We start from the raw sequence: 22200 nt of genomic DNA, 5'->3' as shown, positions 1-22200 counted from the left end.
CGCTTTTGGTGCACGTGGTAATCTGTTATTACAGCAGAGCATTTAATTCGCATATTATATCAGCTTCTCTCATTTCGGGAGAGGCGGGGTGAGGGATTTTTTTATAGAATATTCAAAAACTTCAGGCCGAAGATAAATGCTCCTTCCTGTTCTCCCTCAAAATCAGAAACTACATAATCTAGTCGCAGAAACCTGAATTTTCCGAAGCCAAGGTTGTCGAGTCCTACAGAAAATTCAGAATAAGGTGAATTTTCTTCTGTCAACAGCGTGTGAGCTCCAACCACCAGGTTGTAATTTAACCGATTTACAAAAGGAATTTTTCCAAGGATCCAGCCTTTGAAATCGTGCTCCAAATGCCCTTCAAAATAGTCATTTTTGGTGCTCAGCGCATAATATGGCAGGAGGTTGTATTTTCCGAGGTAATTCGAGTCGGTGCCAATCCTGGTTTGGTTTCCGTCAAAGTGACGGTAATCTATAAAAGAGACGGTTTCGTCATTAAAAAAGGTTCCGCCGGTAATGCTGTAGGCGAAATTTCCTTTGTTGCTTACGGCAAATTCCTGGCGCAGACTGGCTCTTAAATGGTCGAAATCATTTCCCGAAATGTCACTTCCAAAACCTTTATCATAAGCAAACAAAAGACTGGGATATTTCTCATTCGAGATATTGTACTTCGCGTTTGGATAACTGAGATACTCCTGCCCAAATCCAATTTTTCCTGCAAAGCTGAATTTATAAATATGATGTTCTTCAAACGGAGCAGAATCATAATTGTAAGGCTGCAACGGATTATTGGAAGTGAAAACCCGCTCGTCCCAATTGATCAGGAAATTATTGCGGTGGTTGAACAGCGGACTCCGGTTCTCGTAGCTAAAAGAAGTTTGTGCCGCAAAGCCATTAAAGATCTCCTGTTGATAGGAAATTTTCGCAAAATCGAGCTCGTATAATTTCAGGTAATTTCGTTCAAAGAAGGCAGTGGTAATATTGTTTACGGTTTCAGAAATAGGTTTTCGGTCATTGATTTGGGAAATCGTGCTTCCGCCTGTAATAGAAAGAACAGGCTTGGTAATATTATTGAACTGTCGCACAAAGCCTCCCGAGATTCTCAACTTTTCCTCACTAAATCCATAGTCGAAATCACTGTAGGCTCTCCAGTAATTCCCGTAGGATTCCCCGTATCTTTTTCTGAAAGCTACCTGCAAAGCCGTGTTATAACCCTGTACGGTATTGATATTGGTGTTGAGAAGAGGAGAATCAAAGCTCAAAGACCATTTTTTGTAGGAATTAGAATAAATATATCCGGTGAGCAGGTCAAATATTCCAAATTTGTTTTGTACACGATCTACAGAGTCAAGATAGGTTTTGGAACTCCGCAATTCCTGTATACTATCTTTTCGCAGGTAGTCGCTCTGTTCTTCAAGAGTAAGCGGAATTGGCCTGAAGTTTCTCCAAAAGAGCGAATCTTTTTTGTTTGCCTGTGGCGCAAAAGAAAGAATCTCGTTGGTAAATGCCCTTTTTGGAAGGTTAGGATTAAAATTATAATCGGTGTATACGGCAGTAAACCTTCCGTCGCCCTTGATGCCGAACATGCCAAATGAAAAATCGAGGGTTTGGGAAATGGGTACCCAAAGCTGCGTTTCTTCTGAAAAATTAAAGTTTTGTTTAAAAACCAGTTCCTCAATAGGTGGCACCTGAATGGCTTCGCCGGTAGTTTTCAATTCCACTCCGTAGAGCTGCCAGGTATCTTCCGTGATATAAATAAAGCCATTAAAAACGCGATCTTTCGGTCTTTTTGACGTCACTTCAATCTTGTTCACGAGATTGCCGCGGTCATTGTAAAAGGCACCTTCCAGTTTAAAATTGTAATAATTAAAAGCATAATCGGCAAGTGGTGAAATTAATTCAGTATTTAGACTAATGGTGTTGTTGTAAAAAGAAATGTTCGCCTCCTGGGCGCTGTTAAGGCTAAAACCATTGTCGTCACCACTTACTTTTGAAGCAATAATCTTCTCTTTGAAATCTTCTGGAGCTTTAAAAGTAATTTCTGAAATGGTTTCGCTCAAATAAACAATGCCGCTTCGGGTAGAATCAAGTCCGCCGCCAAGATCGCCTACTTCCTGGCCCAAGATCTTTTCCGGAGCATTTTTTATGCGCCATAATCCGCGGGAATAGAAATCGGCCGTATATTCTTTTACTTTTGATTTATGAAAATTCCGCTGCTGAATGGCATTTTTCATGATCCTGTTCGCCGGATTTTCTCCGGAAGTAACGATTACCTCACTTAAAGTAGTGGATTCTTCAGTAAGTTCAGCATTAAGCTTCACCGGAAAAGAAGTGGCAGAAATGCCCTTTTTGAGAGTTTTATAACCCAAATACTGGAAAATTACGGTATGTTCTCCAGCTTCTGAAACTTCCAGTTCATAGATGCCGTTCTCATTGGTGGTGGTTCCCGAAAAACTTCCTTCCAGGTAAATATTTACATGCGGCAAAGCCTCTCCGGAAGTATTTGTAACCTTTCCGTTAATTTGGGAAAAGCATTGACAACAAAACAGAAAAAGGAGCAGGAAAGAGGAATATTTCTTCATTTTTATTCTCAAAGGTTACCGGTAATCTTTTTGAATTCGGTCCAGGCGACGTTTACTTTCCCGGTCTTTAATGGTTTCACGTTTGTCGTAGAGTTTTTTACCTTTTGCAAGTGCAATTTGCATTTTCGCGAGTCCGCGGTCGTTGATAAAAACGCGCAAAGGAACGATCGTCAAACCCGAATTTTTCACCTCTTTTTCAAGTTTCCGAAGTTCCCGCCGCTGGAGTAAAAGTTTACGTGCGCTCTTGGGATTATGATTAAAATGAGTGGCATGAGAATATTCCTGCACGGTCATGTTAATAACGAATAGTTCGTGATTCTGAAATTCGCAAAAACTTTCGGCAATAGAAGCCTTCCCGTCACGAATAGATTTTATTTCGGTTCCCGCCAGTTTGATCCCGGCGACATATTTGTCCAGGATCTCATATTCAAACCTCGCTTTACGATTTTTAATGTTAATGCTGTTCTTCATAGAAACAAAAATAGGAAGGTTTATGAGTTTTAACCCGGAAAGAAAAAGATTTTAATAGGAAAATAAGAAAAATGGAATTTTCAGAGGAAAAATTAGAAGTATTTCAGAGCCGCAAGGGTTTTAATGGATTCGTATCTTTGCATAAATTTTGTGCCCCATGAAATACATATACCTTTTATTGCTGGTTGTAGTTTTTAGTTCCTGTGAGCAGGAAAAGGAAAAAACTCCTGCCGAAGAAATCATTGCCAAAGCCATTGAAAATGCCGGTGGTGAAAAGTATGAAAAAGCCGAAATTCATTTCAGCTTTCGGGAAAATAAATACAGCAGCAAGCGCAACGGCGGATTTTATCAATACACCCGAACGATACAGGATTCACTTGGTGAAGCCAGAGATGTTTTGACCAATGAGGGTTTTCAACGTTTTAGAGGAGAGCGGGAAGAAACTCTACATGATACTTTAAAAGCGAATTTTGCCAACAGCGTGAATTCCGTTCATTATTTTGTGCAGTTGCCGTATGGATTGGATGCACCTGCCGTTCAGGAAGAACTGGTAGGGCAGGACAGCATCTTCGGAGAACCTTATTACGAAGTAAAAGTTACTTTTTCGCAGGAAGGTGGCGGGACAGACCATGAGGATGAATATATGTACTGGATTCACCAGCAGGATTATACAATTGATTACCTCGCTTACCGCTTCTATGTGAACGATGGTGGTATCCGGTTTAGAAAAGCCATTGAACCACGTGTCATTGGAGGAATCCGGTTCGTGGATTACGAAAATTATAAGCTTGATATCAGTTGGAAAACCATAGAATTGACCAAACTTGATGATCTATTCATAAACGGCGAACTAGAGCTTATTTCTATGATTGAGACAGAAGTGGAAAAGGTGGAAGTGAAGGAGTAATTTTAAGAAGTAATTTCTTTGGCTTCTGAAGAAATAGCCACCTAAAATCGCTTTTTGAAGCCCTAGTTTATGTAAAGTACCTCACTACGTTTTTCTCCTGAAGATGACACAGTAACGATGAATAGACTGCCGTATTCCGCTTCTGAAATATCCTCGTATTTTTCCTCTTCCAGGATGTAATTAATGAATTCTGGGTTCAAATTACTGTGGCCAACCACTAAAACCGTTTTTCCTTTGGTTTCCTCCTGAAAATCCTTGTCATTGAGTTTTTCGGTATTGTAGAGGGAAACGGGCAAATCGTGGTCGTTGGCGATAGGTTTTGCCGTATCATGCGCGCGCTTGTATTTTGAGCTGTAAACCATATCCAAAGGTACTTCTTTGAAAACCTCCTGCCATTTTGCGGTTCTGGCAATGCCTTCTACTGTTAACTCAGGATCGTGATCCTGCGGATTTGTTTGATCTTTCTCGGCATGACGAATGAAATAGTAAGTGGTCATGTCATCCTGTTTTTGTCCTTTACAGGAGTAAATTGTGGTTGCCAGGAGCAGGAGCATAACGAAGCGCATAAGTTAGTTTTTTAGGTTGATTTCCATTAGGATTACCTGGTTCAATTGTTTGCCCAGGCTGTTGAAATTGTTGTCTGAAACTAAAATTAAGCTTTTATTTCCATTTGGCAGCGTAGGTCCAAAAGTCATCCCTTCGATATTGTCAATAATACCTTCAGTCAAGAATTTTGTTGCCCATTTAAAATCATAAATAAGCTTCTTTTTCGCCGGATTGTAAAAGCTAACTTTGAGGTTATTTCTATCCAATGTGTTGGTGCCCAGAGTTGCATCTACATCAAAAATTCGCACGGTATTTCCTTTACTGCCGTGCCCTGCAGCAAATCCTCTTTCCATGATCAGGAATTTATTGGGTGCGTATTCCAAAATATCTGTCACACCGTTCACGGCAAAATATAACCACGGAATTTTTGCAATTGGTTCTAACCTGTACGGAAACTGGCGCGTAGCCTCTTTTGTCTCTTTATCAAAATAGGTGATTCGAACCGGCGACTTTGTTCTTATCAATTTGGGCTTGGGACCGTCAGTCTTCAGCGGAAGTTCCATTGCAACCCAATATCCTTTTTTATCGTGAGATTCTGCAAGACCTTCAAAAATGCCATTATTGCGCGGCTTTTTGTCACTGTTCGCCAAAAAGTTCTTCGGAATATTATAATCTGAAATAAAATCACCTTCCGGGGAAACTGTGAATATAGCAGGGTCTTTCTCGTTGTTAATAGAACCTTCGCTGCTAAGGATGAAAGATCCTTCTTCGGGAATGAACCTGATGCCTTCAAGATCCAAATGTTTATTTTTTAATTCAGGATGAGAGGTGTTGAGTTCAATAACTTCTGAAAATGTGATTGTATCGATGCTTTCTCCGCTCAACTGGATAGCTGCCTTATAGAACCGCGGGTTTCCGGGGTGGTCGCATACCAGGAAATAATTTCCTTCGTGGTAATCAATACCCGAAAGTCCGCCTACTTTCGTTCCTCCCACTTCAAGATCTTCAGAAATGACATAATCATCAAGGAATCTTAGTTCAACATTTCTGGTTGCACCGGTTTTGGTGGATTTACAGCCTATTAAAAGTAGGCACAGCAGGACGGGAAGAAATATTTTTTTCATGGAGTAAAAATAACAATTCATTAAGATTAATATGGGAGAATAATAGGACAAAAAGCCCTTTTTGATATTTATTTTTAGAACGAATTTAAAATTTGAAAATTATGAACAATGATCAATTAGAAGGTAAGTGGAAGCAGATAAGAGGTAGCTTCAAACAGAAGTATGGAAAACTTACAGATGATGACACCACGTACACCGAAGGTAAATTTGATGAGCTTTTGGGACGTCTTCAGGAAAAAACCGGGCGCAGCAAAGAAGAGTTAAAGCACGAGATCGACACCTGGTAGATTCTTGAATATTAACATATAAAAAACGGCCGGAAATTTTTCCGGCCGTTTTGCATTATTAACTTGTTAGATATATTGCCTTTTTCAATAATTTTCTGTTGAAAACTGCATGTTAGATCAATAATTAATGCACTATCTCTTCCTGATTTCTAAACACCAGTTGCCCGTCAAAAGAATCAAGTAAAATGATACTTTCAGTTTCAATTTTTCCCGCCAGGATCTCTTTGGAAAGTTTATTTAAAACTTCTTTCTGAATTACCCTTTTCACCGGTCTTGCTCCAAACTGTGGGTCAAAACCTCTTTCGGCGAGGTATGTGAGGGCTTCTTCAGTCGCATCAAGTGTGATTCCCTGCTGGGAAAGCATTTTGGTTACTCCTTTTAGCTGAAGTCCCACAATTCTCTTGATATCTCTTTGCGTTAGCGGAGTGAACATCACAATATCATCGATCCTGTTCAGGAATTCTGGCCGCACACTTTGCTTCAGAAGTGATAACACTTCTTCTTTTGCACCTTCCATTGCAGTCTCGGGATCTTTCACTGTATCAAATCTCTCCTGAATCAAATGTGATCCAAGGTTGGAAGTCATCACGATAATGGTGTTCCTGAAATCTGCCAGCCTTCCTTTATTGTCGGTCAGCCTTCCTTCGTCAAGTACCTGTAACAGGATGTTGAAAGTATCTGGATGTGCTTTTTCAATTTCATCCAGAAGGACCACCGAGTAAGGTTTTCTTCTAACAGCTTCAGTTAATTGTCCGCCTTCATCATAACCCACGTATCCCGGAGGTGCTCCTACGAGTCTGCTCACAGAATGTCTTTCCTGGTATTCACTCATATCAATCCTGGTCATTGCACTTTCATCATCAAAGAGATATTCTGCCAGGGCTTTTGCAAGCTCGGTTTTACCCACACCGGTAGTTCCCAGGAAAAGGAAAGAGCCAATAGGCCTTTTTTGATCCTGAAGTCCGGCGCGGCTTCTTCGCACTGCATCACTCACCGCAGTGATCGCTTCTTCCTGACCTACCACCCGGCGATGTAATTCATCTTCAAGCTTCAGCAATTTCTCGCGTTCGCTTTGGAGCATTTTGGTCACGGGAATCCCTGTCCACCTTGCTACGACTTCGGCAATATCTTCATTTGTGACCTCTTCTTTGATCATGCTTTTGCCTTGCTGATTTTCCTCGAGTTGCTTTTGAAGTGTAGCCAGTTTTTCCTGCTCATCTTTTATTTTCCCGTAGCGCAATTCCGCTACACGGCCGTAATCTCCTTCACGTTCAGCTCTTTCTGCCTCCAGCCGGTATTCTTCAATATTTGATTTGGTGGTCTGGATGTTGTCTACCACATCTTTTTCGTTCTTCCACTGCGCATGAAGCTCATTTCTTTCGTCTTTATAATTGGCAAGATCGGCACGTAAAGATTTCAGCTTTGTTTCGTCTTTTTCACGCTTAATGGCTTCGATCTCAATTTCCAGCTGCATGATCTTGCGATCCAGGACATCCAGTTCTTCAGGCTTGGAATTAATTTCCATTCGTAGCCTTGAAGCAGCTTCGTCCATAAGGTCGATGGCTTTATCTGGTAAGAAACGATTTGTGATGTAACGCTGTGAAAGTTCTACAGCAGCAATGATCGCCTCATCTTTAATTCTTACTTTGTGATGCGTTTCGTATTTTTCTTTTATTCCGCGTAAAATGGAAATGGCACTTTCGGTGTCGGGCTCGTCCACCACTACTTTCTGGAATCGTCTTTCAAGAGCTTTATCTTTCTCAAAATATTTTTGATACTCATCCAGGGTAGTAGCACCAATGGCACGCAGCTCACCTCTTGCCAGTGCGGGCTTTAAAATGTTTGCGGCATCCATAGCGCCCTGTCCGCCACCGGCACCTACCAGCGTATGGATTTCGTCAATAAAGAGAACAATATTTCCCTCGCTGGAAGTTACTTCTTTAATTACCGCTTTTAAACGCTCCTCGAACTCTCCTTTGTATTTGGCTCCTGCGATCAAAGCACCCATATCAAGAGAATATATTTGCTTATCCTGAAGGTTTTCAGGAATATCCCCGGCAATGATCCTGTGCGCCAAACCTTCGGCAATGGCGGTTTTACCCACTCCGGGTTCTCCTACGAGCATTGGGTTGTTCTTTGTGCGCCTGGAGAGGATTTGAAGAACCCTTCTAATCTCTTCATCTCGACCAATTACGGGGTCCAGTTTTCCTTCTTCCGCCAGTTTGTTCAGGTGATTTGCGTATTTGTTCAAAGAATTATAAGTTTCTTCTGCACTTTGGGAAGTGACGCGATCTCCTTTCCTCAGTTCTTCAATTGCAGATTTTAAACCTTTTTCTGTAGCGCTCTGGTCTTTTAGAATCTGGGAAATCTTACTTGAAGATTTAAAGATTGCAAGGATTAAATGCTCGATAGAAACATATTCGTCGTTCATTTTCTTCGCGATTGTAGAAGCATCGTTCAACGTTCTGGAGGCTTCCCTGGAGAGCATGATATCTCCGCCGCTTACTTTTGGAAAGCTTTGAAGTGTGTTGTCCAGGATCTGTTTAAACAAGTTGACGTTAATATTAAGCTTCTTCAGTAGAAAAGGAGTTACATTCTCATCTACCGTTGAGATAGCCTTGAAGATATGTTCATTTTCTATCTGCTGGTGTCCCATTTCCTGTGCAAGCTGCTGTGCCTGCTGAATGGCCTCCTGGGATTTTATTGTAAAATTATTGAAGTTCATAATAGTATCTTTTTCTCATGTTTAGCAATTTATATTCCATTGAAATCCAGAAGACAATATGGCTGAAGAAGCTTGTTTCTAGCTGACGTTTTGACACTATTAAGTTAATTCTTTCTAGCTGGTTTTAATCGATTTTGAGGATATTTTAATATGCTGTACAGGATTATACAGCTTGAAAATTGTATTTTTACAAAAAAGAAATTATGGGAATTTTCGATAAAGTTTTTAAAAGCGAAAGAGATATAGCCAAGGATGAAATTAAGGAAGTGCCCTGGCATATGCTTACGGATTTAAAGCAATTGGATGAAATCGAACAGGAATCTGAAAAGAAGACGATCGCCATCTTTAAACATTCCACAAGGTGCGGAATTAGCCGTATGGTCCTGAGAAATTTTGAATCTGAATTTAAAACAGGCGCGGAAGAGGAGAGCCTTAAACTTTATTTTCTCGACTTGCTTAATAACAGGGAACTTTCCGCAGAAATAGCAGAAAGATTTGATGTAAGACATGAAAGTCCGCAGTTGATCGTTTTAAAAGATAGAAAAGTAGTGCAGCATTCTTCTCACCAATCTATAGACGGGGAAAAGTTAAAAGGTATGGCCATAAGAAATTAGGACAAGAATAAAGTCCTATTAAAGTGCTTTCGCGGCTGCGAATAGAATTTTCAATTGTTTATATTCATTCAAGAATGCTAATTTAAAAATATGTAATATGGATCATAAGGAAACTGACAGAAGAGAGTACGGGAACAGAGAGAAAGATAATACCCGTGAGATGGAAAATGATGCCAACCGCAAAAAGCAGCGGGAGGAGGACCAGGATCGCTATGAAAAGTTTAAGAAGGAAAAGGATTCTAAAAGTGACAAGGAGTAATTTGTGAAGAGAAGTTTTGGTAAATAACCGATAAATGCTAGCATTACACGAAGAGATGATTTGGGACTAATAATGGAGCTTATTAATTTTTTTCTGGTAATTTTCTGATCTTTTTATCCCAATAGATGTATACACCGAATAAAATTAAACTAGCAATTGAACCCCAAAGTAGACCGGTCGTAAGGCTATCATTGCTTTCTCCAATAATAGCAATGAAGATTGTAAGAGGTGCTATTCCAATTAAAGTTGCACCAATAAATTTCCAGTAGCCCATTTTTAAAATACCTCCTACAAAGCTAATGGCATCATTAGAAAGGAAAGGGTTTAGTCGGGTCACGATCACTGCCCAAAAGCCATAATCTTCTATAAAGGCTCCAATCTTTTTTTCATTTTTATAGCCAATAAGTTTTTCTACAATTACAGGACCAAAATACCTTCCAATAAAATAACCTACAGAGGAAGCTGCGCAAACTGCGATTAAGATAATCATGCTACCAAAAACAGGTCCATAGGCCAAAATAGAAACCACCATCAAAGCAATGGTAGGTATAACCAGGAGAAACATTTGAGCTACCATAGCTACTATCAATAATAAAGGGCCAAACCAGCCAAAATTATCAACCCAGGCTTTTATTCGTTTATTATCATCACTGGTAAGTACATTCCAGGCTTCATTTAAAAAACTTTGTACTCCCGGTATGAAAAAATAGGAAGCAATAAGAGCCACTATAATAACGATGGAAATGTAAAGAGGGAGCTTGCTCTGTTTTACAGAAGCTGTTTCCAGGGGTTCATTTTCCATAGATTTTTTGATTTAGGTATTTTCCGATTCTATGCTCTTCGCATTTCGGCAGTAAAGCTGTTAATAAAGAGGTTACTTAGATTCCCTTTTGAGGGAAACCTGAAGAATATTTGCGGGTTCATCTTCAGCTTCGTTGGATATGAAAAGGTCTCCCTCTGGTGTGAATGTTAATCCTTCAGGATTCCCAAAATCTGCGGGATCAAGTATATATAATTCTTTGTGACTGCCTTGTGAATCTGTAATAAGTATTTTCGGTTTGGAGCCGTCAAGGATATAGTATTCTCCCGAATGCGGATGTATTGCAATCTCTCCGGGAGAAAATTTATCTTCTAGAAAATCGTTGAGGTTTTCGAAAATAGGGGAGGAAAGGTCAATGAGGAATAATGGATCTTTTACAGTCTCCATGTTCGTCAGGTTATACGCGTAGATCTCTTTATGATAGGCGGAATTCTCTCGCTCCTTTACTGCTAATAAAAGTCGATTGTTTTCCGTGTCAGCACAAAGTCCTTCAATGTTAATTCCCGGAAGCCGGTTTGGTGCAGTCGTCAACTTTGTAACCTTAGGATTTTGACTTCGAAAGGATTTCACTTCGAAAATGATTCCGTCGCTTCTCAGGACGTAAGCATCTTGATTAACTACTGTAATTCCCTCATAATCCCCGTCTTTTGCAAAAGGAATTTCCTGTTCTATTGTTGAGCTGTTAAGATTATATATATAGATAATTCCATCCTCATCCTGAACACAGGCGATGCGCTTATTACCTAAATAGGCTATGCCCGAAATTTCATCTAAAACAGGAGGCAGCTCCCATTTTTTTAAAATCTTGTAATGATCTGTGCCCAATGATTTTGTAATATCAGTTTTATGGTAGGCAAAAAGACTTCCCAGACCTATTATAATTACTAGTATTCCAACAAATATCTTTTTCATACTTTAATTTTAATTCCAGAACTTTTTTGAAGAATCTAATTCTCCAAATTTGTCCAAGACAATTTTTTTATCACGGAAAAACCTATCAATTTGAACCTGATAATAGATTTCCTCTCCCGCCCGTACCAGTTCGAAATCCTCAACGTCTTTTTCTGGAAATAGCCGTTCAATGGATTGCGTTACTGCGGAAGGAAGTTCCTTCAAGGTAATTTCGATCTTTTCCCGGAGGAGATTTCCTTGAAGAGAAACAAGGGCTTTACGTTCCTTATCTTCCTGTTCAAATTCAATTTCATATTTACCGTCAATTTCCCGAAATTCTACTTCCTTCGCTTGCGGAAATTCTGCCCAGAAATGATTTAATACTACCGAAGGAATATCAGCGTAGGGGTAATCATCATTGTCACAGGAGGCTAGCGTGAAACAAAGGAAAATTACGAGGAATGATCTTAAAAGCATTTTCAATTTCATTCCACAAATATGCAGGAGGAAACTGGAAACAATTGGGAAGAAAATGTTCTTTAGAAGTTGATAATGAAATAATGGTGGCCATTTGAAAATTTATAGGAGAGATTAAATCCAAATTTTTCAGCAATAGCCCTTGAGATTGCAAGTCCTAATCCAGTGGACTGGTTCTTATGGGTGCCTTTAAACCTTTTGTAAATTTCCTTTTCATCAAGTGCTGCGATGCCAAAATTCTTTATGGAAATACCATTTTTGAAAATTTCAATTTCAACGGTAGTTTCTGAAGGAGAGTGAAAAATGGCATTTTTGAGCAGGTTTGAAATTAGAATCTCTGCCAGGTCCCTGCTGCCAGAATGCTCAATCGATTCTTTTTCAAAGTAGATAATTTCCACCTTTCTGTGAAAGGCATAATCCTGAAATTCAGAGATTATCTGTTTTAGAAGGATGTTCCACTTGATGGTTTCTTCCTCCTCGAACTGTCGGTTCTCTATTCGGGAAAGTAAAAGAAGAGATTTGTTGAGACGAGACAATTTTTCGAGGCTATGAAGCACAATTCCCATTTCTTCCATTTGCTGTGGAGAAAGATCAGCATTTTCTGCCATTAATTCTAGTTTATTAATGCTAACAGCAAGGGGCGTTTGTAGCTCGTGAGAGGCATTTTCGATAAATTCTTTTTGGCTTTCGTAACTTTCCACAGATTTATGTATCAACCTGTCTACCCCCTCATTTAACGATTGGAATTCATCAATGCCTGTTTTTTCATAGATTATCTTACGATCTTTTTCAATGTTGAAATGTTGCAACCGGGATAGAAGCTTGTAAAAAGGTTTCCATATTCTTTGTTGTAAGAAGCTATTGAGTAGAAGTATGGTTAAAATTAAGCCTACGTAAAGCCAAAGGAGGGAAAAGAAAAGTTCCTTTCTCAAGTCATCTTCCTCCACCATAGAAGTGATGACTTTTAGCTTAAAGAATTTCCCATCCTGTTGAAAAACACTTTCCAGCAAGCGCACCGGTTCGTATTCTTCTTCATTTTCCATATACATCAACGTATCGCGATAAGCATCAGTGAAGCCGTGGCTCAATTGTGGAGTTGTAGGGGTAATTTTATAGTTACCATCCTCAAACCGTTTCTTTCTTAGAATTTCAGGTTCCTGCCGGGCTCTTCTTATTATAAGCATCTTTTGATTATCCAGTCCATCATCCATACTGTCATAGATCTCATCCAGGATTTCAAAGTAAAAAATAACCGCCCATAAAGCGAGGAGGAAGACCAGGACTGCTGCAAAGTATGTAGTAGTATAATTGAGGAGTTTCATGAAATTGTGAGCTTATATCCAATTCCATAAACTGCTTTTATTTCTAGTTCTGCTCCTCCCACTGAAAGTTTTCTTCTAAGATTTTTGATTTGTGAATAAATGAATTCAAAATTGTCGGCCTGGTCGATGTAATCACCCCATACATGTTCAGCCAGTGCAGATTTACTAACGAGGCGGTTTTGGTTGGTACACAGATAAAAAAGAACATCGTACTCTTTACGATTTAAATGGAGTGTTCTGTCGTCGATTAAAACCTCATGGCTATCCAAGTCTATAGTTACATTAGCAATAACAAGATTATTAGCTCCGCCCAGTTTCCTCCTGCGCAAAACAGCTTTTACGCGTGCGTTTAGTTCGGCCATATGAAAGGGTTTCGGAAGATAATCATCAGCTCCAAGTTCAAGTCCCTGCACTTTATCATCAATAGAGTCTTTGGCAGAAACTATAATTACTGAATCTTTATAACCATTCTTTTTTAATCTTCTCAGGAGATGCAATCCATTACCGTCAGGTAGACCAATATCCAACAGCACACAATCATAATTATAAACTCCAACTTTCGAAAGAGCCTGTTCATATGTGCCTACAGCTTCCACGAGGTAATTTTCCTTTTCAAGAGTGGTTTCCATGTTTTGCCTCATGCCTTGTTCATCTTCAATAATCAGTATTTTCATAGAATCTAAAATAAATAGGAATTTGGGAAACATTTAGGATTCCGTTACTTCTTATTCCTAAGTTCTTCCAGTTTTGTTGTTTTATTTTGCCAATGAATTAAAAAAACAAGTTATGAAAAAAGTAATTGTATCAGCATTTTTTGCAATGTTCTCTATGGGTATTTTTGCACAGGCAAATACCAGTAAACTACCAGCCAATGCGCAGGATTTCATTAATCAGTATTTTTCATCTGCATCTGTTTCAGAGGTGAAGGAAAATGCTAAATGGCAAATTTGGGAAAGTGAAAAGTTTGATGTCATACTCTCTGACGGAACCGAAATTGATTTTGATGAGGATGGGAATGTACTGGAAATTGATAGTCCTAATAACCAAGCTATTCCAGCAGCTGCCTTGCCTTCAAAAATTACGTCCTATGTAAGTACAAACTACGAAGGTGCGGATATTGTAAGCTGGGAAAAGAGCAATAAGGATCAGGAAATCGAGCTGGCCGATGGTACAGAATTAGAGTTTGACGCAGAGGGCATCTTTAGAAAGGTCGAATAAGATTTGTTGCCAATATCAATGAAAAAGATGAAAAGAGGTTTCCTGTAGGAAACCTTTTTCATTTCTATTAATCAGCAATGAACTTCAAAATTCTATTTTTCAATTTAAATGTTTCTTCTTAAGCTAAGGTTCACCATTTTGTTCTAACCTTCATAAAGATTCAGACTAAATAAGATATATTTGATTTTATTTCTTCTGAATTAAAACAACAATATGTCTGAAATCTTTTCCACCAAAGAAGTGCTGCAGGAAAGAGTAAAAGAGCTAAGTTGCCTCTATGAAATTTCCTCAATTTTTCGTGAGCACCAGGAGAACATGGAGAGTTCCTTGAACAAGATATGTTATATTCTTAAGCAGGCATGGCGTTTTCCTGAAGTTGCAGCCGTTCACTTGAAACTAAGGAATATAGAAACTTCAACTGGAGAAATTGAAACTTCAACAGTAAAACAAACCTGTAATATTTTTGTTTTCGGCAAAAATTCTGGAAGAATAGAAGTGCATTATCCAAATCCGGAATTTCAGGAACATCATTTTCTTGCTGAAGAACAGAGATTATTAGACAAGGTGGCCGATGAGGTTTCCTTTTTTTATGAAAAGCAAATTCATAGAGAAAAGGAAGAATTGCTTAAACGAGCGGCACAAAGAAATGACCGGCTTTCTATTTTAGGAGAAATTACGGCCGGTATCGCCCATGAGCTTAATACGCCTTTAGGCAACATTTTAGGATTTGCAGAATTAATAAATGGTCATACTCAGGACAGGCTGGTAAAGGCAGATCTTTCTAAAATTATTAAAGCAGCTATTTATTCCAGAGAGGTGGTGAAAAAATTGATGTTTTTTGCTTGTGAAATGCCTCACAATATGAAAGTAGTTAAGGTGAAGCCAATTATTTCTCAGGCATTGTCTCTTCTTGGACCGAACTTCAGGAAGGCCGAAGTCGAATATCAGCTGGAATTTGATGATTCCAGCCTGGAGGCACAACTTGATCCTATCCAGTTAACACAAGTAATGTTTAACCTGTTAATTAACGCTCTTTATCTTTCGCCCAAGGATTCGGTCATAAAGATCCATGTCTACAATGATGAGGAAAGTCTTTTCATAGAAATTGCAGATGAAGGGCCGGGGATTAAAAAGGAACATAAATCAAAAATTTTCGAACCTTTTTTTACAACCAAACCTGTTGGAGAAGGTTCGGGGCTGGGGCTAAGTGTAGTTCATGGCATCATAAAAAGTCACCGCGGAAATATACGTGCGTTCGAGAATAAACCAAAAGGAACTATATTTCAAATACAACTTCCTCTTAAATTTTAGAAAATGGCTCTAAAAAAAGAAAATATCCTCATCGTAGATGATGATTACGATATGCTGGAATTGCTACAACGGAATTTGAGTGATCAAAACTTTCACACCTACAAGGCTTCATCGGTCAAAGAAGCAATAGAAATATTGAATTTCAGCGCTATTGATCTTTTAATTACCGATCTGCAGATGCCGGGAATCAATGGGATGGAATTGATAAAATATGTAGAAGAACATTTTCCGGAAATCCCTAAACTGGTAATTACAGGCTTTCCCTCCTTAAATGGCGCCGTGGATGCCATGCGCTCAGGTGCTCTGGATTACCTGGTAAAACCTTTCACCAAGGAAGAGCTAAAGAATGCCGTAGAAAAATCTTTTAATGCAAGAGGGGTAGAGCCGGGAGCGGCCAGAAGAACTACGTCTACGACAGATAATTATGGTGGTATGATAGGAAGTTCGGAAAAATTCAGAGATACCGTTGATCTAATTGAAAGAGTAAAGAACAATCGGGCAACTGTTTTAATTCAGGGTGAAAGTGGTACCGGAAAAGAATTGGTAGCAAGAGCAATTCACTACAAAGGTAGCTTTGCTGGAAATCCTTTTATTACAGTCAATTGTGGAGCCATCCCTGAGAACCTTTTGGAAGCAGAACTCTTCGGCCATGTAAAAGGTGCTTTTACAGGTGCAACAGAGACCCGAAAGGGATTTTTCCAGGCTGCCGCCGGTGGTACTATTTTTCTGGATGAAATAGGAACTGCTCCATCAAATGTTCAAACAAGTTTGTTGAGGGTGCTTCAGGACAAGGAGGTGCGAATGATTGGAGGATCACATTCGGAAAGAATACAGCTGCGGGTAATAGCGGCGACAAATAGTGACCTGTACCAGATGGTGGAGAAAGGCTCGTTTAGAAAGGATTTGTACTACCGTCTCAATGTAGTTAACATCCATACTCCGCCCTTACGAGAACGAAAGAAGGATATCCCACCCCTGGTCAAGAACTTTATTAGAAAATATGGGGTGGAGTTCAATAAACCGCTATCGGGAATTTCTGAAAAGGCAATGGAAATCCTGACTCGCTATTCTTGGCCCGGAAATATAAGGGAATTGGAAAATGTGATACAACGTTCTATTATTATGTGTGACCGAAAAATAGAAGTCGCACATCTCCCTGGGTTTCTCAAATATCCCGACCCTACTGTGATGGAACTGGATGTTCTACGACCATTAAGGGAAATTGAAAGGGAGCATATAAAAAAAGTACTCTCCGTTGTTGATAATAACAAAACCAAAGCAGCAGAAATTCTGGAAATCGACCGGAAAACCTTGCGTCAAAAGCTAAGATAAATGGGGTAGATTTCCCTATGCGGGTCATTTCTCTCCGGTTAATAAATTCTCCTAAAAAACATAAAGCTGTCTAATCCATTTAGTTGTAATGGGTTATGTCACCGTACCTTCCTTTTAATTTTTAAGGGCATATCCTTTGCCTTTTGAGTATCTATAAACTTTAAAATTGTTTTAATGGATACGACACTGGTGAAAGAGCATGAAACTCATAATGAAGAGGTTTCTATAAGGCCGTCCTTCCCCTTGACAAGTGAAATGCTTAAAAGCTTATGCTTTAATTGCGAAAACAGGCCTCACTGTAATTGGAAGGAAGCTCGAAAAATGTATTGCGAACACTTTGAATAGAATAAAAATGATAGAAACAAAAAATAAGCAAAGCATGTTTGACACTGTAATAAAACAGTTCGATCAAACAGCCGATCTAATTGGTCTTAATCCTAACATCCGAAAAATTCTGAGGATCACCAATAATGAAATTATTGTGCATTTCCCGGTGAAAATGGACAACGGAGAGGTTGAAATATTTACAGGATATAGAGTGCAACATAACAATGCCCTGGGACCTTACAAAGGAGGATTACGATACCATCCCACGGTAGATGTCGATGCAGCAAAAGCACTGGCAATGTGGATGACCTGGAAAACCTCCCTCGCAGGTCTTCCTTATGGTGGTGCTAAAGGCGGGATTAAGATTGATCCAAGAAACTATAGTCTTTCAGAATTGGAAAGGATCACGAGACGATTCACCTATGCCCTGGGTGAAAATATAGGGCCGGAACATGACATTCCAGCACCAGATGTCAATACAAATGCACAGACAATGGCCTGGATTGCAGATACCTACATGTCTACTAAATCAACTTCTGAACGCTCTCAAAGTCAGCATGTGGTGACAGGTAAACCTATTGGTTCCGGCGGATTGGAAGGGAGAGACAGAGCAACAGGTTATGGAGTGTTCCTTAACATTAAACTTCTATGTAATCAACGTGGAAGAAATCTAAGGAATCAAAAATTTATAGTTCAGGGATTTGGAAATGTAGGTTACTGGGCTTCAAAATTTCTTATAGAAGAAGGTGCAACATTAATTGCCGTACAGGATGCACACGCAACTCTCTTTAATCCTCAAGGGATTTCTGTTGAGGATCTTTTTGAACATTCGAAACCAAGAAACGGATCCATTGCAGGATTTACCGCCGCCGAAGAAATTCCTGCAGATGAATTTTTTGGTTTGGACTGCGATATTTTAATTCCTGCAGCTTTAGGTAATCAAATAACTGAGGAAAACGCCTTTCAAGTAAGAGCAAGCATCGTAGCAGAAGGAGCAAATGGACCTACCAATGCCGAAGGTGAACAAATCCTTTTAGACCGTGGAATAACTATAATACCAGACATCTTATGCAACTCTGGAGGGGTAATAGGAAGTTATTTCGAATGGCTTCAAAACCGTAACGGTGAACTTTGGCAAATGGATGAAGTAATGGAAAAACTAGAGAAAAAAATAACTCAGGTTTTTATGAATGTTTCCAGAGAAGTAGAAAAAAGAGAAATAGATTGGAGAACCGCGGCTTACATCATAGCTGTTACAAGAATAGAAACAGCATACACCCAAAGAGGAATTTTTCCATAAATAAATAAGAAAAATTTATTTTGCCTGGTTCTTTTGCTAATGGGATCGGGCACCTGTTACATTGTGAGCTTGTTTGTGTGAGAATATTGGAGCCCGAAAAATAATGTTGAAATGAAATACAAAAAATTAATATTAGAAAAGAAGGAGTATGAGTTATTGAAAAGAATCATCTCCATGTCTCAATTCCATAGAGACAAGTCGTACAGAGCTTCTATTGAGAAACTAAGTGACGAGTTGAAAACAGCAAAAATAGTCAGCAACAAGAAAATGCCTGACGATGTTATTCGCATTAATTCTACTGTTACCATTGAAACCCCATGGAATGTCAAACGCAGCTATCAAATAGTTACACCTGAAAGAAGCGGACTGAAGCAGAGTAGAATTTCTGTACTTGCTCCAATGGGATTAGCATTGTTTGGTTACGCTAAAGGTGACCAAATTGAATGGCAATTTCCCAGAGGGATCAATATAATTAAAATTTTAGATGTAGCACAAATGGGCTCATCTGTAAAGTTGGAAGAAATATGATAACAGAATTTGAAGAACATTACAATGATGTGGACATCATGAAACTAAACATAAACACCGAAACTACAAAGTGGAAGGAGGAACTGGAATTCAATACCAGTGAAATCAAATTTTATCATTCCCTGCTAACCTCAAAGCTGGTTCAAGACTCTAATGCTGTAGAGGTGAAAAGTTTCATGAATCAACTAAGAAGTATTCAGGAGGATAATCAATTCAAATTTCGAAGTGTTTTTGATTTTAAACGAAAACTGGAAGGGATGAAGGAGTGCGACGATGTTCAATGTGAGAATCATTATATACAGGATCACCTTGTCCTCAAGGCTTCCCTTGAAAAACACTTCAGTAATTATCGCATGATAAAATTTTTTTTCCAGAAGTACTTCATTAGAGAAATGAAAGAATCTTGTTCAGGTTAGTTAAATAGCCTATTGAAATTACATTACTGAGGCTTAGACTTTCTTTATAGTTACTTCGCAGGTAACCTATTTTGCCCTTAAAGATCAAACTTCTTTTCCTGCGGTGTTTTCCAACCTTTCGTTGTAAATGGAAATGTTTCGGTTCAATTAAAGAATAGTATCTGTCGGGATAAAATAATCGCCGAATTTGCGTCCCGTTGCTTAGAAGGTCGTCTAAAAGGTAATTTTAGGCGGCCTTTTTTATTTCTTAAAAATATTCAGTTCAACACAGGTACAATCAATTAAAATTAAGCAATAGCATCTTAGAAATCTTTTTAAGATGATAAGAAAAGATAGGTATAGGAATTAATATTATTACCAGATCAAATCATTTATCTTTGCAAAATCAAATTTAGGAGTTGAAATTCTTATTCAAATATATTCTGCTTATCACTTTCCTTTTGGGAACTATATTCTATAATATACGGTTCACTTATCTGGTAAGTTTTTATACCCTGAATAATGAAAGTTTTACAGAACTTTTTTGCGAAAACCAGGACAAGCCTGAAATGCAGTGTAACGGGAAATGTGCCATCACCAAAGCTTCCCAGGATCTGAACCAGGAAAAAAATGATCTGGTGCTTAATTCTTTTCAAAAGGAAATTACCTTTTTCGTCCAGGTAAACCTTCCGAAAAAAATTTTTATTACTAACAAAAACGGTACTTCACAATACAGGTACTTAAACGAATATTCTTTCCTGTTTATACCATACATTTCCCATCCTCCCATTAGGATCTCCTGACTTTAGAATAAATCCCTTTTACATTCCCGTACTGTTTATAGCAGAATGCAGGAAAGTTATACCCTAACTTCAAACATATAAAAATGAAAATATTAAAATATATCAGCCTTTTTTTAGTGGCTGCAGTTACCGCCTGTTCTTCAGATTCAGATGAAATCCTATTGGTTAATGAAACTGAAGGACTCCTAAAAATCCAGACGCTCCAAAATGAACATCACGAGCTGGAATTATATTCCGAAAATGGCAAATTACAAACCGGATACAATAAAATTGTGCTACGGCTTAAAGATAAAGAGGATGAAGCATATATTTCTAATGCCGAAATTGACTGGATGCCAATGATGCAAATGGAATCCATGCAACATTCAGCGCCCAAATCTGAAGTGCTAAGAGTACCTGATACAGAAACCCTGTACGCTGGATATGTAATTTTTCAAATGGCTGAAAATGAATCTGAATTCTGGCGCTTGAAAATAAGCTATACCATTGGTGGTGAAAACTTCACTATGCAAGATGATCTTGTTGTTCCTGCTTCAAATAGAAGAGAAGTTACCGTTTTTGAGGGCAGCGATAGCATTAAATATATTATGGCACTAGTAGAGCCACGGGAACCAGAGGTGGCCACGAACAACATCAGCATAGCCTTGTTCAAAATGGAAGATATGCACAACTTTTTAATGGTAGACGATTACAGAATTTTAATAGATCCACGAATGCCGGGGATGGGCAATCACAGTTCACCTAACAATGTTCATCTTACCCAAAATAAAGAGGATGGTTTCTATTACGGAGACCTGAATTTAACAATGTCCGGTTATTGGAAAATCAATCTTCAGCTGGAGAATGCGGCAGGAGAAATTGTGAAAGGCGAGGCCATTGAAGGTGCGGCCGAAAGCAGTAGTATTTTCCTAGAGCTGGAATTTTAATAAGCAAACCTGTCCGAGAATATTCGAAATCCTGATGGTTCGTTATTCCCGGGCAGCTTTAAAAAAGGAGGTAATGAGAAAAATCTTATATCTTTTTTTGCTGCTGTTCCCACTTAAAAATGTGCTTTTCTCACAGGAAACGGTAATAGATACGGCGGCATACATCCCAATGAAGGAGATCATTGTAATAGGAAAAAAGACTGAAGTTTCTAAAAAAGAAACGAAACCTTTGGCCACAGTTGATGAATATCTTGAAAAATCATCAAAAATTTCAATGATAAAAAGAGGGGCTTATGCCTGGGAGCCCATGATTAACGGGATGGCAACAGAACGTACCGTAATCACCATAGACGGCATGCGGATATTTAGTGCCTGTACAGACAAAATGGACCCTGTTACGTCGTATGTGGAAATATCCAATTTATCGGAAGCAGCTGTTTCCAGCGGCCAGGAAGGTGCTGAATTTGGCGCTACCATTGGAGGGGCAGTGGACATGAAACGTCATATAGCAGGCTTTGCGGAAAGCGGATGGGAATTGGGAATGACTTCCGGGCTGGAATCCAACGGAGAACAAAGAATAGCAGGTGCCAAAGTAAATTACGGCCGGAAATCTTATTTTTTCAATGGGGATTTCATGTTTCGGGATGCCGAAAATTATCATGCAGGTGGTGGTAAGGAAATCCTTTACTCGCAGTTTACAAAATATAATTTTTCCGCAGTAGGAGGAGTTAAATTTTCCAAACACCAATCTGTTGAAGCATCGATAATTTATGACAAAGCTACAGATGTAGGTTATCCTGCGCTTCCCATGGATGTTTCCCTGGCAGAGGCTTTGATTACTTCTGTAAAATACGATTACCATAAACCATTAGAACCTATTGAACATTGGGAAACAAAAATCTATTTTAATAGCATACAGCATGTTATGGATGATTCAAAACGGCCAGATGTTCCAATACGAATGGATATGCCCGGCTGGAGTGACACCTATGGTTTCTATTCCAAAGCAAGCGGGACATTCCAAAATCATAAAAT

At 39.0% G+C, this 22200-nt stretch carries 23 protein-coding genes; 13 read left to right on the top strand and 10 right to left on the bottom strand.

The genetic code is table 11. The features are described 5' to 3' along the window. Positions 1 to 101: 101 nt before the first annotated feature. Both ACOV1Q_RS10485 and smpB read right to left on the bottom strand, forming a co-directional pair. Positions 102 to 2582: a DUF5686 and carboxypeptidase regulatory-like domain-containing protein gene (locus tag ACOV1Q_RS10485; RefSeq protein ID WP_424494347.1), complete on the bottom strand. Its 2481-nt coding sequence runs from the start codon at positions 2580 to 2582 to the stop codon at positions 102 to 104. A 15-nt stretch (positions 2583 to 2597) separates the two neighbouring features. Then, positions 2598 to 3053 (bottom strand): SsrA-binding protein SmpB, encoded by a 456-nt coding sequence (smpB, locus tag ACOV1Q_RS10480; protein ID WP_424494346.1) that lies wholly within the window; start codon positions 3051 to 3053, stop codon positions 2598 to 2600. 157 nt (positions 3054 to 3210) lie between these two features. Between smpB and ACOV1Q_RS10475 the strand changes: the two genes are divergently transcribed. Beyond that, positions 3211 to 3960: a DUF6503 family protein gene (locus ACOV1Q_RS10475; RefSeq protein ID WP_424494345.1), complete on the top strand. Its 750-nt coding sequence runs from the start codon at positions 3211 to 3213 to the stop codon at positions 3958 to 3960. Positions 3961 to 4022: 62 nt separating this feature from the next. On the opposite strand, the gene ACOV1Q_RS10470 is transcribed toward ACOV1Q_RS10475, so the two are convergent. Further along, a complete protein-coding gene (locus ACOV1Q_RS10470; RefSeq protein WP_424494344.1) occupies positions 4023 to 4526 on the bottom strand; it encodes a SixA phosphatase family protein in 504 nt (167 codons plus the stop codon). 3 nt (positions 4527 to 4529) lie between these two features. Next, positions 4530 to 5630 carry an esterase-like activity of phytase family protein gene (locus ACOV1Q_RS10465; RefSeq protein WP_424494343.1) on the bottom strand — a complete coding sequence of 367 codons (1101 nt, stop codon included), beginning with the start codon at positions 5628 to 5630 and terminating at the stop codon, positions 4530 to 4532. Positions 5631 to 5731: 101 nt separating this feature from the next. Here ACOV1Q_RS10465 and ACOV1Q_RS10460 point away from each other — a divergent pair, with 101 nt between their 5' ends. Beyond that, positions 5732 to 5917, top strand: a complete 186-nt coding sequence (locus ACOV1Q_RS10460) for a CsbD family protein (RefSeq protein WP_424494342.1) — start codon at positions 5732 to 5734, stop codon at positions 5915 to 5917. Between the two features lie 124 nt (positions 5918 to 6041). On the opposite strand, the gene clpB is transcribed toward ACOV1Q_RS10460, so the two are convergent. Beyond that, complete coding sequence (gene clpB, locus ACOV1Q_RS10455; protein ID WP_424494341.1) at positions 6042 to 8642, bottom strand: ATP-dependent chaperone ClpB; 2601 nt, start codon at positions 8640 to 8642, stop codon at positions 6042 to 6044. Between the two features lie 203 nt (positions 8643 to 8845). Here clpB and ytxJ point away from each other — a divergent pair, with 203 nt between their 5' ends. Both ytxJ and ACOV1Q_RS10445 read left to right on the top strand, forming a co-directional pair. Further along, positions 8846 to 9256: a bacillithiol system redox-active protein YtxJ gene (ytxJ, locus tag ACOV1Q_RS10450; protein ID WP_424494340.1), complete on the top strand. Its 411-nt coding sequence runs from the start codon at positions 8846 to 8848 to the stop codon at positions 9254 to 9256. Between the two features lie 97 nt (positions 9257 to 9353). After that, complete coding sequence (locus tag ACOV1Q_RS10445; protein ID WP_424494339.1) at positions 9354 to 9515, top strand: hypothetical protein; 162 nt, start codon at positions 9354 to 9356, stop codon at positions 9513 to 9515. 82 nt (positions 9516 to 9597) lie between these two features. On the opposite strand, the gene ACOV1Q_RS10440 is transcribed toward ACOV1Q_RS10445, so the two are convergent. The 5 genes from ACOV1Q_RS10440 to ACOV1Q_RS10420 all read right to left on the bottom strand — a co-directional run bounded on the left by ACOV1Q_RS10440 (position 9598) and on the right by ACOV1Q_RS10420 (position 13699). Continuing rightward, positions 9598 to 10317: a TVP38/TMEM64 family protein gene (locus ACOV1Q_RS10440; protein WP_424494338.1), complete on the bottom strand. Its 720-nt coding sequence runs from the start codon at positions 10315 to 10317 to the stop codon at positions 9598 to 9600. Between the two features lie 72 nt (positions 10318 to 10389). Further along, the gene (locus ACOV1Q_RS10435; RefSeq protein ID WP_424494337.1) at positions 10390 to 11247 is read right to left on the bottom strand and encodes an SdiA-regulated domain-containing protein; all 858 of its coding nucleotides are present in this window, start codon (positions 11245 to 11247) and stop codon (positions 10390 to 10392) included. Positions 11248 to 11256: 9 nt separating this feature from the next. Continuing rightward, positions 11257 to 11715: a PepSY-like domain-containing protein gene (locus ACOV1Q_RS10430; protein WP_424494336.1), complete on the bottom strand. Its 459-nt coding sequence runs from the start codon at positions 11713 to 11715 to the stop codon at positions 11257 to 11259. A 50-nt stretch (positions 11716 to 11765) separates the two neighbouring features. Beyond that, positions 11766 to 13025 (bottom strand): sensor histidine kinase, encoded by a 1260-nt coding sequence (locus ACOV1Q_RS10425; RefSeq protein WP_424494335.1) that lies wholly within the window; start codon positions 13023 to 13025, stop codon positions 11766 to 11768. Further along, positions 13022 to 13699 carry a response regulator transcription factor gene (locus tag ACOV1Q_RS10420; protein ID WP_424494334.1) on the bottom strand — a complete coding sequence of 226 codons (678 nt, stop codon included), beginning with the start codon at positions 13697 to 13699 and terminating at the stop codon, positions 13022 to 13024. Before ACOV1Q_RS10420 ends, ACOV1Q_RS10425 begins: the two co-directional genes overlap by 4 nt. A 112-nt stretch (positions 13700 to 13811) precedes the next feature. On the opposite strand from ACOV1Q_RS10420, the gene ACOV1Q_RS10415 reads away from it, so the two are divergent. From ACOV1Q_RS10415 to ACOV1Q_RS10375, 9 genes are all read left to right on the top strand, one after another. Next, positions 13812 to 14243 (top strand): PepSY-like domain-containing protein, encoded by a 432-nt coding sequence (locus ACOV1Q_RS10415; RefSeq protein WP_424494333.1) that lies wholly within the window; start codon positions 13812 to 13814, stop codon positions 14241 to 14243. Positions 14244 to 14456: 213 nt separating this feature from the next. After that, on the top strand, positions 14457 to 15554 hold the full coding sequence (locus tag ACOV1Q_RS10410) for a sensor histidine kinase (RefSeq protein ID WP_424494332.1): 1098 nt from the start codon (positions 14457 to 14459) through the stop codon (positions 15552 to 15554). A gap of 3 nt (positions 15555 to 15557) precedes the next feature. Beyond that, the gene (locus tag ACOV1Q_RS10405; RefSeq protein WP_424494331.1) at positions 15558 to 16886 is read left to right on the top strand and encodes a sigma-54-dependent transcriptional regulator; all 1329 of its coding nucleotides are present in this window, start codon (positions 15558 to 15560) and stop codon (positions 16884 to 16886) included. A 352-nt stretch (positions 16887 to 17238) separates the two neighbouring features. Next, positions 17239 to 18513 (top strand): Glu/Leu/Phe/Val family dehydrogenase, encoded by a 1275-nt coding sequence (locus ACOV1Q_RS10400; protein ID WP_424494330.1) that lies wholly within the window; start codon positions 17239 to 17241, stop codon positions 18511 to 18513. A 111-nt stretch (positions 18514 to 18624) separates the two neighbouring features. Then, a complete protein-coding gene (locus tag ACOV1Q_RS10395; RefSeq protein WP_424494329.1) occupies positions 18625 to 19041 on the top strand; it encodes a GreA/GreB family elongation factor in 417 nt (138 codons plus the stop codon). Continuing rightward, positions 19038 to 19457 (top strand): hypothetical protein, encoded by a 420-nt coding sequence (locus ACOV1Q_RS10390; RefSeq protein WP_424494328.1) that lies wholly within the window; start codon positions 19038 to 19040, stop codon positions 19455 to 19457. Before ACOV1Q_RS10395 ends, ACOV1Q_RS10390 begins: the two co-directional genes overlap by 4 nt. A gap of 398 nt (positions 19458 to 19855) precedes the next feature. Continuing rightward, a complete protein-coding gene (locus tag ACOV1Q_RS10385) occupies positions 19856 to 20239 on the top strand; it encodes a hypothetical protein (RefSeq protein ID WP_424494327.1) in 384 nt (127 codons plus the stop codon). An 83-nt stretch (positions 20240 to 20322) separates the two neighbouring features. Beyond that, entirely contained in the window at positions 20323 to 21165 is an 843-nt protein-coding gene (locus tag ACOV1Q_RS10380) for a FixH family protein (RefSeq protein ID WP_424494326.1), read from the top strand. 73 nt (positions 21166 to 21238) lie between these two features. Next, positions 21239 to 22200: TonB-dependent receptor (locus ACOV1Q_RS10375; RefSeq protein WP_424494325.1), on the top strand; the 962-nt coding region annotated here is incomplete at its 3' end.

It is taken from the genome of Salinimicrobium maris, assembly GCF_049680855.1.
GTDB lineage: Bacteria > Bacteroidota > Bacteroidia > Flavobacteriales > Flavobacteriaceae > Salinimicrobium.
The sequence above is the reverse complement of the archived record's forward strand: the minus strand, read 5'-3'. Positions and strand labels throughout refer to the sequence as shown.